This is a genomic window from Brevibacterium epidermidis NBRC 14811 (assembly GCF_001570805.1).
GTDB lineage: Bacteria > Actinomycetota > Actinomycetes > Actinomycetales > Brevibacteriaceae > Brevibacterium > Brevibacterium epidermidis.
In genome coordinates this window covers 283294-298983 of sequence record NZ_BCSJ01000015.1, presented here as the reverse complement: position 1 = coordinate 298983, position 15690 = coordinate 283294, and the positions used below count along the sequence as shown (strand labels likewise).

Genomic DNA, 15690 nt, shown 5'->3' with positions numbered 1-15690 from the left:
CTCATTCCTCCCCGAGGATCTGCGGGACGAGGAACTTGTCGTCCTCGGCGGCCGGGGCCGAGGCCAGTGCCTGTTCGCTGGTCAGCGTCTCGCCCACGACGTCGGGGCGCATGACGTTCGTCAGCGGGATGGGGTGGCTGGTTGCGGGTACGTCGTCGCCGGCCACTTCGTTGACCCTGGCGACGTTTCCCAGAATTGTGCTGAGATCACCGGCGAGCGATTTCAGCTCGTCTTCGCTCATGGCGATCCGAGACAGTGAAGCCAGATGCTCCACCTGTTCGGGGGTGATTGCGGAAGACTCCGTCATTCCCTGCCTTTCATCGTCGTTTTCACTCGCCCCCAGTCTAGTCTCTCCACCGGACGCGGTTCCGACGGTGCGCTGTGACCTTCCCCCATTACTACCTGACGGCGGCCCAGCAACCTCGCGCGAGGTTGCTGGGCCGCCGTCAGGTAGTAATTGTCAGGAGGTGAGGCGTTCGGGCCAGGTGCGGTCGCCGTGGATGTAGGGGGCGATGTCAGCGAGGACGCGGTCGGCGTCGGCCTGGGTGAACTCGCCGGCCGAGACTCCGGCCTGCAGGTCGGCAGAGAGATCGGCGATACGGGACTGAGCGTCGGCCGTGGTGGCTGCGACGAGTTCGGTGCCGGTCGAGAGTGCGGCGGCTGCACTCGAATCATCGACGATGGTGCCTTCGATGACCTCATGATCATCTGTCGAGTCGCCGACGAATGCGGTCGTCGACTCCTCGGTTCGCGCAGTGGCCGGTGCGGCCGGAGTGCGCATGGACGTCAGTGCCGGCTGAGCACTGCGTTTGGTGCTGTTCGGTCCCGGGTTGAGAACCAGGTCTGCCAGGCCTGCCGTCACCGGCACTGCGGTCAGGGCCGCGGCGACGACCACGCAGGTGCCGGCGAGGAGTCGGGGAATCCATCTCATGTCCCACACTCTTCCACTCGAAGCTGTCTCTGAGCTTGGCTGAGTCTGAACCCCGACTTCGAGTTCGGTTACGAACGAATCACAGCCGCACCATGGAACCTCCCGGGTCCGGGATGTATTCCATCAGTCGAGGCTGCCGGTCTCCAGCAGTACCCTGAACTGGTCTTCGTCGAGCACGGGCACGCCCAGCGACTCAGCCTTCTCCAACTTCGATCCAGCATTCTCACCGGCGACGACATAGTCGGTCTTCTTCGACACCGAGCCTGCGGCCTTACCGCCGGCACCGAGGATCGCCTCCTTGATCCCGTCGCGGGTGAACGAGCTCAGCGAGCCGGTGGCCACGATCGTCAGCCCTTCGAGGGTCTGCTCGGCTGCCTCGACCTCGTCGTCTTCCATCCGCACTCCGGCGGCCGCCCAGGTCTCGACGATCTCGATGTGCCAGTCGATCTCGAACCACGCGCGGATGCTCTGCGCGATCGTCGGCCCGATGCTTTCGACGGCGGAGAGCTCCTCGAGGCTGGCCTCACGGATGGCATCGAGGGTGCGGAACGTCGCGGCCAGGGTCCGTGCGGCGGTCGGTCCGACATGGCGGATCGACAAAGCGACGAGCACTCGCCACAGATCCTGATCCTTCGCCTTCTCCAGTTCGTCGAAGAGCTTCTTCGTGTTCGCGCTCGGGGCGCTCTGCTTCTTCGCGGTTCCGCGGGTATAGAAGTAGGGCACGAGCTCGCGCTCACCGGTCTCCACGCCCTTGGACTTTTTGTTCCGCCAGATCTTGACGTCGGCCAGATCCTCGGGAGTCAGGTCGAAGAGGAATGCTTCCGAGGTCAGCGGGGGCGTCTCCGGTTCGGCCGGGGCCGTCAGCGCCAGCGCGGCCTCCTCGCCGAGGGCTTCGATGTCGAAGGCCGCACGGGAGGCGAGGTAGAAGATGCGGTTGGCCAGCTGCGCCGGGCACGACCGCGAATTCGGGCACCGCAGGTCCTTGTCGCCTTCCTTCTGCTCACCGAGCTCGGTCCCACAGGACGGGCAGTGGGTGGGCATGACGAATTCGTGTTCGGACCCGTCCCGCAGCGCGGCGACCGGGCCGAGCACCTCGGGAATGACGTCTCCGGCCTTGCGCAGGGTGACGGTGTCGCCGATGAGCACGCCCTTGCGTTTGACCTCGTACCCGTTGTGCAGGGTCGCCCGTTCAACGGTCGATCCGGCTACGGTCACCGGTTCCATCACGGCGAACGGGGTCACGCGCCCGGTCCGGCCCACCTGCACCTGGATGTCGATGAGCTTCGTCGTGACTTCTTCCGGCGGGTATTTGAAGGCGGTCGCCCACCTCGGTGCGCGTGAGGTGTAGCCGAGTGTCTCCTGCACGGCGATATCGTCGATCTTGATGACGATTCCGTCGATCTCGTGGGTGACGTTGTGGCGGTGTTCGCCGTAGTAGGTGATGAAGTCTTCGATCTCGTCTACGGTGTCGAGGACCTTGAAGTAATCGCTGATCGGCAGCCCCCAGGACCGGAACTGTTCGTAGACCTCGGACTGGTGGGCCGGTTCGGGATGCGAATCGTCGGCGGCGGTCCACACGGCGATTCCGTGGACGAGCATATGCAGGGGTCGGCGTGCTGTGACGGCCGGGTCCTTCTGTCGCAGCGAGCCTGCCGCGGAGTTCCGCGGGTTCGCGAAGGGGGCCTTGCCCTCGGCGACGAGGGAGGCGTTGAGCTCGGCGAATTCCTCGACTGGGAAGAACACCTCACCGCGGATCTCGACTTCGGCCGGCGGATGCTCGGTGTTGAGGTGGTGCGGGATATCGGAGATCGTACGCACGTTCGCCGTGATGTCCTCACCGATGCGCCCGTCGCCGCGGGTCGCGGCCCGCACAAGTTCTCCGTTGCGGTAGAGCAGGTTGACCGCGAGACCGTCGATCTTGAGTTCGCACAGGAACTTCGACTTCACCGAGGTGGCCGACCGCACCCGTTCGTACCAGGCCCGCAGTTCGTCATAGTCGAAGACGTTGTCGAGGCTGTACATCGGACCGATGTGTTCGACTGGGTCGAAGGTCGAGGTGTCGACGACGCCGCCGACGGTCTGCGTCGGTGAGGAGTCGGTGACGAGTTCGGGGAACTTCGCTTCGAGGTCTTCGAGGCGATGGACGAGCTCGTCGTACTCGGCATCGGAGACCAGCAGGGAGTCCTGGTAGTAGGCGGCCCGCAGCTCCTCGATCTTCTCGGTCAGCTGAGCATGGACCTGGGCACGGGTGGCCGCATCCGACAGGTCTGCGTTCTGCAGATCGGGCGCCGACGATTCGGCCGATGAGTCGGCGTTCTCCGGTGTCGTGGTCATTCGATCTCCTCAAGAGCTCGCCGCAGACCGGCGGCGATGGTCATGGTTCCCCGATTAGTTTCGGGCCCGATCCCCTGCTGGTCCTCCAGCAGCGGCGGGTAGGTCATCGGCAATTCGGGCCCGGCGATGATCCCGAATTCTCGCAGACTCGCGACCCCCATGCCGATGCGCGACCATGGGGTGCGGATCCGCTCACACCAGTGGTTGACCGCGTCCGGTCGCCCACCGGCCGAAGACGGCAGGTGGATCCAGGTGCCGAGCCCCGCCTCGGCGAGGATGGCCAGCTGTTCCCAGCTGTGTGGTCTCAGGCTATCCAACGGCACTGACACGGAGCGGGCACCGGTGCGGCGGACCGCCTCGGCGGCGGGGATCTCCTTGCCCTGCAGGTGCAGGGGGTCGAGGTTCGGCAGGGCGAGCACGGTGGGCGGGAGGTGGCGCAGCGTGGATTCGAGGGCCGCCCACACTTGGGCTTCGCTGATGGCGGGCAGGCTCGCCCAGCCGGATACGGTCGGCCAGGTGCCGGTGAGGACCGGGGTCAGGCGGGATTCGACGAGGCGGACGGTCGGCTGCATGCCCAGGCTCGCAATGCGGTCGGTGAAGGCGGCGATGCCGTAGGCGTAGGCCTGGACGACGTCGCGGCGGGCGCCGTGGTCGCCGAGGACGCGGGCGCCGGAGCTCAGGCTCAGCGCGGTCACGAGCGTCCATGGTCCAGGCAGGCTGATCTGGACCTGCCCGGGCCTGGCTTGACAGTATTCGGCGATCGCGTCGAAGGCTTCGATCAGGGCCGAGTCCTCGAGTCGTTCGTCCTTGCCCGCCGAGGAGGTCAGCCGCCATCCGTACGACGTGCGGTCGACGTGGAGTTCGGTGAGCAGGCCGACGGCGCGGCCGATGGCGTCCGCACCCCAGCGGCCCTCTGACCGGTCGGCGGTCAGGGGCACCGGAGGAAGCTGGTCGGCGAGGATGTCGAAGCCTGCAGCTGCGGCCTCGCGGACCGGGCTGGTCGCGATGTAGTCGCGGCGCGGATCGCGGGCTCCGGGCAGCCAGATTCCCGTGGTCGTGGCGGCGGGCAGAACGATCGTCGGGATTTCGGGGGCGGCCGCCTCGGCGAGGGTAGGACCGGAACGATCCCGGTCGTGATCGCGGTCGTCGGTGCGGTGGTCAGCCATGCTGGTGGGCGCGGGGGATTCCGAAGACGTCGACATAGAATCCGAACTCGCTTTCCAGGGAATCGATGATGGTCTCGGCGCGGACGAAGCCGTGGGATTCGCCCTTGTACAGACGGTAAATGTACTCCACTCCGGCCAGTTCGAGTGTATCGACGAACTCCTGGGCCTGTGAGGGCGGGACGATCGGGTCTCGGTCGCCTTGCATCACGGCCACGGGCACGTTGATATCCGTGGTTCGGCGGATCGGCGACCGGGTGATGTATTCGTCCTGTGCGGCGGGCCAGGGGCCGACGAGTCCGTCGATGTAATGGGATTCGAAGTCGTGGGTGTCGACGACGAAGCGCATGAGGTCGGTGACCCCGAAGTACGAGGTGCCGCAGGCGAACACGTTCGTCGAGGCCAGGGCGGTCAGCACGGTCCATCCGCCAGAGGAGGCTCCGGAGATCGCGATGCGGTTCGGGTCGGCGAGTCCAGCGGCGACGAGTCCGTTGACGGCGGCGACGGTGTCCTCGACGTCGACGATTCCCCATTGCCCGCGCAGCCGGTCGCGCCACGCTCGGCCGAATCCGGTCGACCCGCCGTAGTTGACCTCGAGGACGCCGATGCCCTGCGAGGTGAAGAAGCTCGTGCGGGCCGTCATCTCCGGGGTTGCCTGCCCTGTCGGTCCGCCGTGGATCGAGACGACGAAGGGTGGGAGTTCGTCGTCGGGGGCTGCGAAGCGGGGGTTGTGGGGCGAATGGATGACGACGGGCACTCCCCCGAGTTCGTCGACCCGCGGGCGGGAGTAATAGCCCTGGTGGGTGTCGAGGCGTTCGCTGGCGATCTCGGTGAACAGTCCGGTCACCCGGTCGACGGCGTAGAGGACTCCGGTGCGCCGGGTCGACTTCGCAGTCAGCAGCAGGTGGGTGCGTCCGAGGTCGAGGAGTTCGATCGTGCCGAACGTCTCCCCCGTCGAGTCGATGGTCTCCCAGGTCGTGGCGGCTGCGCCGGGGGCCGTGGCGGCGGGGTCCGTTGCGGCCGGGTCGGGAGCGACCGGGTCGAGGGACGGTGCGGCGGTTGCGTCAGTGAAGTTGCGGCGCACGAGTGTTGCGGTGGCCGCCTGCGAATGCGCCCACACTTCATCGCCGTCATTGAGATGCCACCTCGTGCCCAACTGCCAGAGGGCACCGCCGATCTCCTCACCGGTGTCGATGACCGGTTGCAGCCGGTCGAAGCCGATCTGTTCGGGGGCCGGTGCGTGACGTGGGGCGGTGATGAGGGGACGCGCGGCGACGGGGTCGATGTCGAGGCCGTACAACGACCAGTGGCCGTCGTGGTCGGAGATGACGTGGAGGGAGGAATCCGAGGTGAATTCCGCCTGGAGCAACGAGATTCCTGGGTCGGTCGGGCTCGGCAGCCCCGGGTCGGATCTGCGCGGACGTTCGATGCCGTCGCCGCTGAGCACTGCGACCGCCGGGATGGCGGGGGTGCGGACATCGACCAGCCACAGTGTGGTTCCGTCCCAGGGCATGTTCGGGTGCTCCCAACCGATGAATGCCAGGGTGCTTCCGTCGGGTGAGAGCCTGGGCCAGGCCATGAAATGAGAGTAGGTCGAGAGCACATTCGTCGTCCCGTGCTTGGTCAGCAGCACGATGGCGCGTTCACGTCGAGTGGACCGGCAGTCCTCACGCACGCACAGCAGACCCCACGGACTCATGTGCAGATCTCCATAGCGGATCCGCCCCGAGGTGTCCGGGGTCAGGGCATGCGGGGCACGCCCCGGAATGATCTGCCAGACGCGCTGATCAGCGGCGTTGACGAAGTAGATGACCTCGCTGCTCTGGTCGAGAGCCCACGAGGCTCCCCCGTATTCGTGGACGGCGGAGCGGATATTGAAACCCGAAGGAATGATCTGCTCGCTGTCTCCCGGATGCGACAGCGACGTGCGGACGAGACCGGTGCGGGCCTTCTCTGCGGGGATCTTCGTCGAGTAGAAGATCTCGTCCCCGCGGAAGGCGGCATCGAAGATCGGAGCGGCACCGGCAGCCACCTCGGCGGCATTGAGAGGTGAAGACCAGGTTCCATAAGGTGCCGTGACGACATCTTGGGGAAATTCCTTCATGCCCCCAGAGTATCGCCAGTGGCAGACATCGGGACCGAATCCGTCACCTCGGTGAGGTGCGGCGGCTCAGATGCCAGCGACGAGGCGGTTCAGGTGCCGGCGAATTCGGGCGCCGGGGTGATGCGGTCCTTCGCCGTGGCGTCGATGGTGGCCTGACCGAGCACACGGGTGCCGCGGTAGATCACCATGGTCTGGCCCGGGGCGACTCCGGAGAGTTCCTCATCGACGTCGACGTGCATGAGCTGCCCGGCCGGACGTGCGGCAGGCACCTCGACTTCGTCGATGACCGGATTCGCCTCATGCTCGGGCGCCTCGGCGACGAATTCGCCGAGCCAGGCACGAGCCGGCACCGGGTCGGCGTGGGCACGGATCTGCACTTCGCAGTCGATGCCGGTCTCCGGGGTGTCCCCCATGTCCGACGGGGCGGCTCCGGCCCAGGAGGTGCGGATTCCGGTGAGGTGGGAGACCGCGAGGTCGGCGCGGGATCCGACGGTGACGGTGTTCGTCGCCGGGTCGAGACCGGTGACGAAGCGCGGCTTGCCGTCGGCAGCGGGCTTCTCGATGCCGAGGCCCTTGCGCTGGCCGATCGTGTACGTCATCGCTCCGTCGTGACGCCCAAGCACTTCGCCTTCGGAGTCCTTGATGAGACCCGGACGCATCGGGATCTTGTCGGCCAGCCAGGCCTTCGTGTCACCGTCGGGGATGAAGCAGATGTCGTAGGAGTCGGGCTTGTTCGCCACGGAGAAACCGCGCTCGGCCGCCTCGGCGCGCACTTCTGCCTTCGATGCGGTGGCACCGATCGGGAAGTAGCAGTGCTCGAGCTGGTCGGAGGTGAGCACACCGAGGACGTAGGACTGGTCCTTGGCCAGGTCCTCACCGCGGTGCAGTTCGGGCCGGCCTTCGTCGTCGCGGAGCACCTCGGCATAGTGGCCGGTGGCGATGGCGTCGAAGCCGAGCGCGAGGGCTCGGTCGAGGAGGGCGGCGAACTTGATGCGCTCGTTGCAGCGCATGCAGGGGTTCGGGGTGCGTCCGGCGGCGTATTCGGCGATGAAGTCATCGACGATGTCTTCCTTGAACCGTTCGGAGAAGTCCCAGACGTAGAAGGGGATGTCGAGCATTCCCGCCACGCGGTGGGCGTCGCGGGAGTCTTCGATCGTGCAGCAGCCACGCGATCCGGTGCGCAGGGTGCCGGGCATCCGGGACAGGGCGAGGTGGACGCCGACGACTTCGTGTCCGGCGTCGACGGCGCGTGCCGCGGCTACGGACGAATCGACTCCGCCGGACATGGCGACGAGTACTCTCATGATGCTCCTTGCATCCATCGGGGTGTTGCCGAAACCATCCCGGCTCGGCGTGCCTGTTCGACGACCTCGGGCAGGGCCGCGAGCAGCGCATCGACATCGGCTTCGGTCGTGTCGTGACCGAGCGTGAAGCGTTGTGTGGTCCGGGCGCTGTCCTCATCGAGCCCGCATGCCAGAAGCACGTGGGAGGGACGGGAGACGCCTGCCGAACAGGCCGAACCCGTCGAGGTGGCCAATCCCCTGGCATCGAGACCGAACAGCAGCGAATCCCCCTCGCAGCCCGGGAATGTGAAGTGGGCGTTGGCCGGCAGCCGGTCCGCTCCGCGGGGACCGGAGAGCACGGCGCCGTCGATGCTCGATTCGATTCCCGCAATGAGGCGGTCGCGCAGCTCCGACAGTCGTGCCGACCGGGCTTCGAGGTCGGTGGTGACGAGGTCGACGGCCGCGGCGAAGGCCACTGCTCCGGCGACGTCGAGGGTGCCCGAGCGCACGCTGCGTTCCTGTCCCCCACCGTGGAGGATCGGCGCCGGAGTCGCCCCACGGCCGAGCAGGAGTGCGCCGATGCCGACGGGTCCACCGATCTTGTGTGCGGTGATCGTCATCGCCGTCGCCTTGAGGGCGGCGAAGTCGAGCGGGATCTGCCCGAGTGCCTGCACGGCGTCGACGTGGAAGGGAATGCCGAGTTCGGCGGCGACTTCACCGATCTCGGCGATCGGCTGCAGAGTGCCGATCTCGTTGTTTGCTGCCATCACGCTGATGAGTGCAGTGCGTTCTGGGTCGCGGCGCAGTTCCGTCAGTGCCGCGTCGAGGTCGAGACGTCCGGTGGAGTCGACGTCGAGATAGACGGCTTCGGCGCCCTGAGCTTCCAACCACTCCACGGTTTCGATGATCGCTGGGTGTTCGATGGTCGTCGTCAGCACCCGCGGGCGTGCGGGCGCGGTGAACGTTCCGCCGTTCCGGGCGAGGTAGAGGCCCTTGAGGGCGAAATTGTCCGCCTCGGTGCCTCCCGAAGTGAAGATCACCTCCGACGAGGTGGCTGCGCCGACCGCGCGGGCGATGCCTTCGCGTGCTTCCTCGATGCGCATCCGTGCCGCCTGTCCGACCGCGTGCAGGGCCGAGGGATTGGCCCTGCGGGCCAGCTCCTTCGTGTACACCTCGAGCACCTCGGCGGGCATCGGCGAGGTGGCTGCGTGATCGAGATAGATGGGCACCCTGCAATTTTAGGGCGTGTGCCAGGCTACGGCCAGGATCCGTGCGGCATCTCACCCGCGCATGGGCACATCCGGACGAGTTGCCAAGACCGGATGCCGACTAAACTGGGTCGGGTGTTCACAGTTTTCACCTACGTCCTCTATGCCGTCACCGGCATCCTGGCCCTGTGGTCGATCATCGAGACCATCCGCAACCGTCCGGCAGGCAAGGCCCTGCTCGGCGGTGCCGCTATTCTTCTGCTGCTGCTCATCGTGCAGCTGATCATCTCGATTGCGACCTTCGGCTCCACTCATGATGTCGACCCGCTGCTCTACTTCGGCTACATCATCACCGCGATCATGGTCATGGCGCTGGCAGGGTTCTGGGCATTCGCAGAGCTCAGCCGCTGGGGGCCGGGAGTGCTGGCCGCGGCAGGACTGACGGTGATCGTGATGATCGAGAGATTGGACCAGATTTGGCAGTGACCAGGCGCAACCGGTTCGGCGGGGATTCCGCCGACGATGCGAACTCAGCGGACAATGTGGACTCCGGGGCCGCCTCGGCGAGGGGAAAGACGGCACGCTCGCCGTATTCGGCGATGCATACGGGACCGGGGCGGGCACTGACTGCGGTGTACGCGGTCTTCGCGCTCTCGGCCACGGCTCGGGCGGGCTACCAGCTCATCCGCGAATTCGACGTCGCGCCGATCGCATACTCACTGTCCGCGCTGGCCGCGGTGATCTACATCCTCGCCACGGTCTGCCTGGTCATCGGCAACCGCGTCTCGCACCGGATCGCCGTCGCAGCCTGCGCGATCGAATTCGTCGGCGTCATCGTCGTCGGCATCCTCAGCCACACCCATCCCGAGGACTTCGCGAATCCCTCGGTGTGGTCGAACTTCGGCAGCGGATACGGCTATATTCCGCTGATCCTGCCGCTCATCGGCCTGTGGTGGCTGCTGCGCGTCGGCCGCCGCGCCGACCGCGGCTGAGCGCGTACCGCGGTTGACTGCGGTATCAGCGGGTTCAAAACTCATATGTGGTGATCCTGATCAGTGCGTATGAATTTTGAACCCGCTGGTCCTGACACGCCGAGCGAAGCGCCCAGGGTCACTCAACCTTGGAGGACAGCACGTTCCAGTCGGTGGCCACAGCCGTGAGTTCGTCACCGGTTTTCATCAGCACGTATGGGTGTGCGGTGTCGACCTTGATGGTGTCGCCCTCTTTGTCGTTCGTCTTCACGGCCTCGACGGTGTCGCCGAGGTCGAGAGCGTAGTCCGACGGGGCCTTGATCGTCAGCGTGCAGCGGACTTCGCCCATCCCGATCGCACCGTTCTCGGTGCTCAAGTTCATGTCCTCGAACTTGAGGTCCTCATAGGGCTTGCAGTCGACGTCGACCTTGTCGAAGCCGGAGTCCTTGTCCCGCAGGTCGCCCAGGTAGTCGCGGAATCCCTTGAATCCGCCCTCCTTGAGTCCTTCGGGCCCCCCGGACTTCGCCTTGCCGTCGACGAGGAACGATGAGACGTCACCGGAGGCGGTCTTCATATCGTCGGCGAAGTCCTCGGGCCCCTCCTTCACGGCACCCTTGTCATCGGCCATGAGGGTCGGCATCTGGTCGGTCGGGATATAGGACGCCGAGCGCACGAGCGGATCGGACGATGCCGATTCGCGCGTCACCAGCATCACCTGGGTCAGCTGCTTGTCCCCGTCCGTGGACTTCTTGTCTGCGGTGCCGAAAGCGTAGAACCACATCGGGTATTCGGTGAAGCTCGGGCTGCCGGCGACGACCTCGGTGAAGTTCGGTGCGCGCAGCTTCTGCTTCGCCTTGTCCGCGATCTGGATCTGTGCGCGGGTGTGGTCGATGAGCGGTGCCGCCTGGATCTTGTCGAGGTCGGTGCCCTTGTCGCCGAGGGTCTTGTCCAGCGACTCCGTGTAGTTCGTCATGAACTTCCCTGCCTCACCGGGGCGCACCGCGGCGCGCTCGTACGGGGTGACGTCCGGGTTGCTGGGTTTGGCGATCGGCATGTTCGCACAGCCGCTGAGCACGAGTCCCGAGCCCAACATCGCGGCCGTCACCGTCCGAAGGGAGCGACGGTTCCGCAGATCCCGTCGCCGAGGCGGGGCTTGGCTTGCGGTTCCCGGCTGCACTGTCGAGATCGGCTGGGTCGCCGGTCCCGGCTCGCCCTTGCCCGCGCGAGCATCGGTGGATTTGCGGCGGCCACGGCGGGAGTCGTCGTCGGAGCCGCGTCCGCTGCCCGGCCCGTTGCCGTCGTTGGGGCCATCGCCGCTCTTGGGTCCGCTGCTGTCTGGGCGTCCGGCGCCCTTCTTCGGCGGGCGGATGCGTGAGGCCCACCAGCGCATGAAGAAGAACACCGAGAACCCGGCAAGGATGATCGTGCCGGCAATGCCGAGCAGGCTGAGTGCGAACACACCCTTGACGCGCATCTGGAGGCTCACCGTCGTTCCGTCGAGACTGTCATCGGAGTTCGCAGGGGCGATGACGAGCACCTGCGGTTCGGCATCGAGGTCGAAGGTCTTCGCGACCGTCTTTCCCGTGTCCGTGCTGATCCACCAGTCGCGGTCGGCGATATCGGCTTCCGGCTTCTCATCGCCGGGAGTGAACCGGTGGGAGGCAGCCTTCGGGAACGACACATCACTGATCTGCTCCTGCGCCACTCCGTCGAGGTAGCTGTCTGCGTCCACCCCGCTGGCGGTGCCCACGAACAGCTCAGTGCCCTTCGAGTTCTTCGCCGTCACGGTCACGCTCGAGCCCGAATAGGGCACGATCGCTTCATCGAGGACGACGGCGTAGGCCCCGTCCTTGACCTTGAAGGCCGGCGTCTCGGTGATCTCGTCGGTGCCGACGACCGAGAGTGCGGAGATGACCAGTCCGGCGAGCGTGAGTGCCGCTACGCCGAAGAGGATGGCAGTGATGAGTCGGATTCGCTGGATCAGAACAATGCCCTCATGAGTGCGGTCCGTGCCTTGGTCACGGCTGGGTCGTCGGCGCCGAGGACCTCGAAGAGATCGAGGACGCGCAGGCGCAGGGATTCCTTCTCATCACCCGCGGTGGTGCGGATGAGAGAGATGAGTCGGTTGAAGGCGCTGCCGGCATTTCCGCTGGCGATCTCGGCGTCGGCGGCCGCCTTCGCGGCTTCGACGTCCTTGGGGTCGGCATCGGCGGCGGCGATGAGGTCGGCCGGTTCCTTGTCGATGAGGCGACGGCCCAGCCCTGCCCGGGCGAGACCGAACTTCGCCTCTTCGTCGGCCGGAGAGTTCGCCAGGGCGGCCTTGAACAGGCTCTCGGCGGTGTCGAAGTCGCCCTTGGAGAGTGCCTCTTCGGCCTCCGGGTGGGCGGGACCGGCCGGTTCCGGCTCGGCTCCCCCGACGGCCGCATAGCCGGTCACGCCGTTCTCACCGGCGAGCTTGAGCAGTTCGTCGAAGTACGCCTGGACCTGCGGTTCGGGCAGAGCGCTCTGGAACAGCGGCACGGGCTGGCCCTTGATGAGGGCGACGACCGTGGGGATCGACTGGACACCGAAGGCCTGCTGCAGACGCGGGTTCGCGTCGACGTCAACCTTCGCCAGCACGAGGCGTCCCCCATAGGAGGTGACGACGCGTTCGAGGACCGGAGAGAGCTGCTTGCAGGGTTCGCACCATTCGGCCCACAGGTCGATGACGACGGGCACGCGATCGGAGATCGCGACGAGGCTAGTGAAGGTCGATTCATCGACATCGAAGACCAGTCCCGGAACGGCAACCGCGTTCGGGTCCTGACCACCGGCGCCACCTGCGCCACCGGCACCGGGAGCCGCACCGCCGGGCTGCCCGCCCTGGTCGGCAGGCATATTCTTGCTGCGCACTGCCGACAGGTCGAGTCCCTGATTGGGCTGCGCGTTCTCCTGCGAGGGATCCATTGACACGTGGTCTCCTTTGTGACGCGGTCGGTGCGCTCGGCGATAACCGTGACGGCACCTGGTCCATGCTTATCCAACAGAACGTATCAACACCGGTGCGTCCACGGCTATTTCCTCAGCCGTCAGGGAAGGGACGCCGCGGTGTCGACCCTTCCGACTCAGCCTGCTTCGGCTCCGGCGAGAGTCTCGAGACCGCCGATGAGCTTGACCTTGCCGTCCTTGGGCACGAGGAAAGTGAGCACCTGAGTGGTCTTCGTCGTCACCGGTTCCCTGGTCGTTGCGGAACCGACGAGATCCTTCTGCGGCGACGACAGGGTCAGGGTGCCCGTGCGTCCTTCCTTCGACTCGGGACTGATCGTCGACTCGGCGTCGATGACTCCGGTGACGATAGCGGCATCGCCGGCAGTGCCCTGGGCGACGAGCTCCTTGCCCGGGGTGTACTTGTAGTCCACTTCGGCCTTGCCGGCTGCGGCGCTGTCCTTCTGAGCCTTCTGGTTCTTCCAGATGGACTTCGAGAAGTCATCGGAGGCGAACTTCTTCGCTTCCTTCGAGTCCGCTCCGCTGCCGAGTGCCTTCGCGTAGTCGGCGACGGCCTTCTCCGGAGTCGTGGCGAAGCCCTTGGCGCCCGGTTCGAGCATCTTCGCGCCCTGACGCGAGTCAGGCAGCTCGGGCAGCTTCGTGCCGGCCGTCAGCTGGGTCTGCGACCACAGTTTGTAGTTGCTGCGCGGATCCTCCTGGGTCAGCACCAGCAGCTGCGAGTTTCCGCCCGCAGAGGTGATGAGGCTGGTCACGCGCGGCCAGGCATCGGTGGCGGAGGTGTAGTTCGCGACGATCTCTTCGCTGGCTACGGCCGGCGCCATCTTCTGGTCTTCGACCTTCTCCTTGACCTTGTACAGGTCCTCACGCTGTTTGAGGGCGGGACCGGCGGCACGTTCTGCCAGCGCCTTCTTATCGGTCTTCTTGTCCGCGGCCTTGACGTCGGCGGCCACGGAGTCGAGGATCCGCTTCGCCTGGTCGTCGGTGACTCCTGCGGCGGCCGAGCTCGGCGCCTCGGAGGGTTCGGGCTTCGGCAGCTCTTCCGGCCCGCAGGCGCTGAGCGCGAGCACGGGGACGACGGCGAATGCGGTGCCGTATTCGGCGAGCTTGCGGCGGCGTTCCTGACGCGCCTTGCGTCGGTTCGCTTCCTTCTTCGAATTGTTCGCACCGAGGAAGAGGAGGACGACGCCGATGACGAAGACGACGCCGCCGATGATCATCAGCGGGATCGCCCATGGTGTCTCGGCGTGGTTGGGCCAGGTCACGGTCACGGAATTGACCTGTCCGGCTTCGCCGTCGCCGGCGACGAGGAATCCGGTCCGGTTGGCGTCATCGTTCCATTCGAGTTCCACCGAATCGGTGCCGGTGACTTCGGACTGCCAGAGGTCGGCTCCGGCGGGGTCGGGAACCTTGCCCTCACCGTCGGTGCCCTTGACCGTGAGCTTGCCGCCTTCGGCGAGGCCGGTGACGCGGTCATAGGCGGACTGTCCTGCCCAGGCTTCGACGTTTTCGATCGGGGCTTGGGCGATCGTGAGATCACCGCTGCCCTTGACTGTCAGGGTCGCAGGCGTTTCGTAGAGGTTGAGCATTCCGGGGTCGACGATGACTGCCGGTTTGTCGGCGTCGATCTGCGCGGTGGCAGTGATCGTATCCTCCGGCGCCCACAGGGTCTTCTGCAGGATGCCGAGGCCACCGACGACGACACCCACCACCATGAGAATCACAGCGATTGTGTAACGCACGTGCGTACCTTCCCTCAGCCGAGCAAAATGGCACCCCTGGTTCGGGGACTCTTCAAGTTTAGGTCACATGACGGACATAGCCTTTGTGCGCACACTCAGTGTGTGTCGACGTTCACACGCCAACCCTTTCCCTGAACGTCGCCGAGGCGGCCCTCCGACGGCCGTCCGCACTCCGTCCTCCGCCCTCGCCGAGGCGGCCGTGACCCGGCCGTGGATGTGCACAGATTCCACCCCAGAATGTCCCTACCGCCTTTCCCTGCCCTAAGCTGGGCGGGTGAGCAACAACAGAATTGTGTGGATCGACTGCGAAATGACCGGCCTCGACGAGGTGCGGGATGAACTCATCGAGGTGGCTGCGATCGTCACCGACTTCGAGCTCAACCCCCTCGACGACGGAATCGACATCGTCATCAAGCCCTCGGCGGATGCACTGGCGAACATGAACGAGTTCGTCACGAATATGCACACCACCTCGGGCCTGATCACCGAACTCGACGCGGGCACCACCGTCGCCGAGGCGCAGACCCGAGTCCTCGAATACGTGAAGAAGCATGTCCCCGAGTCCGGGAAGGCACCGCTGGGCGGAAACTCGGTCGGCACCGACAAGGTGTTCCTCAATAAGCAGATGCCCGAACTCGTCGAGTACCTGCACTACCGGATCATCGACGTCTCCTCGATCAAGGAACTGTCCAAGCAGTGGTTCCCCCGCGCCTACTTCCAGGCACCGGCGAAGCACGGCGGGCACCGCGCGCTCGGCGACATCATCGACTCGATCATCGAGCTCCAGTACTACCGCCGGGCCGTGTTCTCCGCCGATGGGCCGAGTTCCGACGAAGCGAAGTCGATTGCCGCCGAGGTGGCCGAGAACTACCCGAAGCAGACCGACGAGGACTGACCGCCGCCCGGCGAGGCGATCGTGAGCACAGCCCGGTTCCGCAGCTGCGGAACCGGGCTTTTCATCCCCTGAGACCA

Annotated in this window: 13 protein-coding genes; 3 read left to right on the top strand and 10 right to left on the bottom strand. The window is 66.0% G+C overall.

Annotation, left to right across the window (positions count from 1 at the left end):
- Position 1 precedes the first annotated feature (1 nt).
- The 7 genes from gatC to BEP01S_RS12455 form a co-directional block, all read right to left on the bottom strand.
- Positions 2–307 (bottom strand): Asp-tRNA(Asn)/Glu-tRNA(Gln) amidotransferase subunit GatC, encoded by a 306-nt coding sequence (gatC, locus tag BEP01S_RS12485; protein ID WP_039211078.1) that lies wholly within the window; start codon positions 305–307, stop codon positions 2–4.
- Positions 308–460: 153 nt separating this feature from the next.
- A complete protein-coding gene (locus BEP01S_RS12480) occupies positions 461–931 on the bottom strand; it encodes a hypothetical protein (protein WP_039209629.1) in 471 nt (156 codons plus the stop codon).
- Between the two features lie 123 nt (positions 932–1054).
- Complete coding sequence (gene ligA, locus BEP01S_RS12475; RefSeq protein ID WP_062243749.1) at positions 1055–3265, bottom strand: NAD-dependent DNA ligase LigA; 2211 nt, start codon at positions 3263–3265, stop codon at positions 1055–1057.
- Positions 3262–4431: a uroporphyrinogen decarboxylase/cobalamine-independent methonine synthase family protein gene (locus BEP01S_RS12470; RefSeq protein ID WP_062243747.1), complete on the bottom strand. Its 1170-nt coding sequence runs from the start codon at positions 4429–4431 to the stop codon at positions 3262–3264. Before BEP01S_RS12470 ends, ligA begins: the two co-directional genes overlap by 4 nt.
- On the bottom strand, positions 4424–6532 hold the full coding sequence (locus tag BEP01S_RS12465; RefSeq protein WP_062243744.1) for a S9 family peptidase: 2109 nt from the start codon (positions 6530–6532) through the stop codon (positions 4424–4426). The genes BEP01S_RS12470 and BEP01S_RS12465 overlap by 8 nt, the downstream gene beginning before the upstream one ends.
- A gap of 89 nt (positions 6533–6621) precedes the next feature.
- Positions 6622–7836, bottom strand: a complete 1215-nt coding sequence (mnmA, locus tag BEP01S_RS12460; protein WP_062243741.1) for a tRNA 2-thiouridine(34) synthase MnmA — start codon at positions 7834–7836, stop codon at positions 6622–6624.
- Complete coding sequence (locus tag BEP01S_RS12455) at positions 7833–9044, bottom strand: cysteine desulfurase family protein (RefSeq protein ID WP_062243739.1); 1212 nt, start codon at positions 9042–9044, stop codon at positions 7833–7835. Before BEP01S_RS12455 ends, mnmA begins: the two co-directional genes overlap by 4 nt.
- A gap of 114 nt (positions 9045–9158) precedes the next feature.
- Here BEP01S_RS12455 and BEP01S_RS12450 point away from each other — a divergent pair, with 114 nt between their 5' ends.
- Entirely contained in the window at positions 9159–9509 is a 351-nt protein-coding gene (locus BEP01S_RS12450; RefSeq protein ID WP_062243736.1) for a hypothetical protein, read from the top strand.
- Positions 9510–9622: 113 nt separating this feature from the next.
- Positions 9623–10015, top strand: a complete 393-nt coding sequence (locus tag BEP01S_RS12445; RefSeq protein ID WP_039210112.1) for a hypothetical protein — start codon at positions 9623–9625, stop codon at positions 10013–10015.
- A gap of 118 nt (positions 10016–10133) precedes the next feature.
- Here BEP01S_RS12445 and BEP01S_RS12440 read toward each other — a convergent pair whose 3' ends face one another.
- From BEP01S_RS12440 to BEP01S_RS12430, 3 genes are all read right to left on the bottom strand, one after another.
- Positions 10134–11807, bottom strand: coding sequence for a hypothetical protein (locus tag BEP01S_RS12440; RefSeq protein ID WP_244882219.1), 1674 nt, complete (start codon positions 11805–11807; stop codon positions 10134–10136).
- A 167-nt stretch (positions 11808–11974) separates the two neighbouring features.
- Positions 11975–12940, bottom strand: coding sequence for a tetratricopeptide repeat protein (locus tag BEP01S_RS12435; protein WP_062243731.1), 966 nt, complete (start codon positions 12938–12940; stop codon positions 11975–11977).
- Positions 12941–13098: 158 nt separating this feature from the next.
- On the bottom strand, positions 13099–14718 hold the full coding sequence (locus tag BEP01S_RS12430) for a DUF8094 domain-containing protein (RefSeq protein WP_083532704.1): 1620 nt from the start codon (positions 14716–14718) through the stop codon (positions 13099–13101).
- 310 nt (positions 14719–15028) lie between these two features.
- Between BEP01S_RS12430 and orn the strand changes: the two genes are divergently transcribed.
- Positions 15029–15613, top strand: a complete 585-nt coding sequence (gene orn / locus BEP01S_RS12425; RefSeq protein WP_062243722.1) for an oligoribonuclease — start codon at positions 15029–15031, stop codon at positions 15611–15613.
- The last annotated feature ends 77 nt before the right edge of the window (positions 15614–15690 follow it).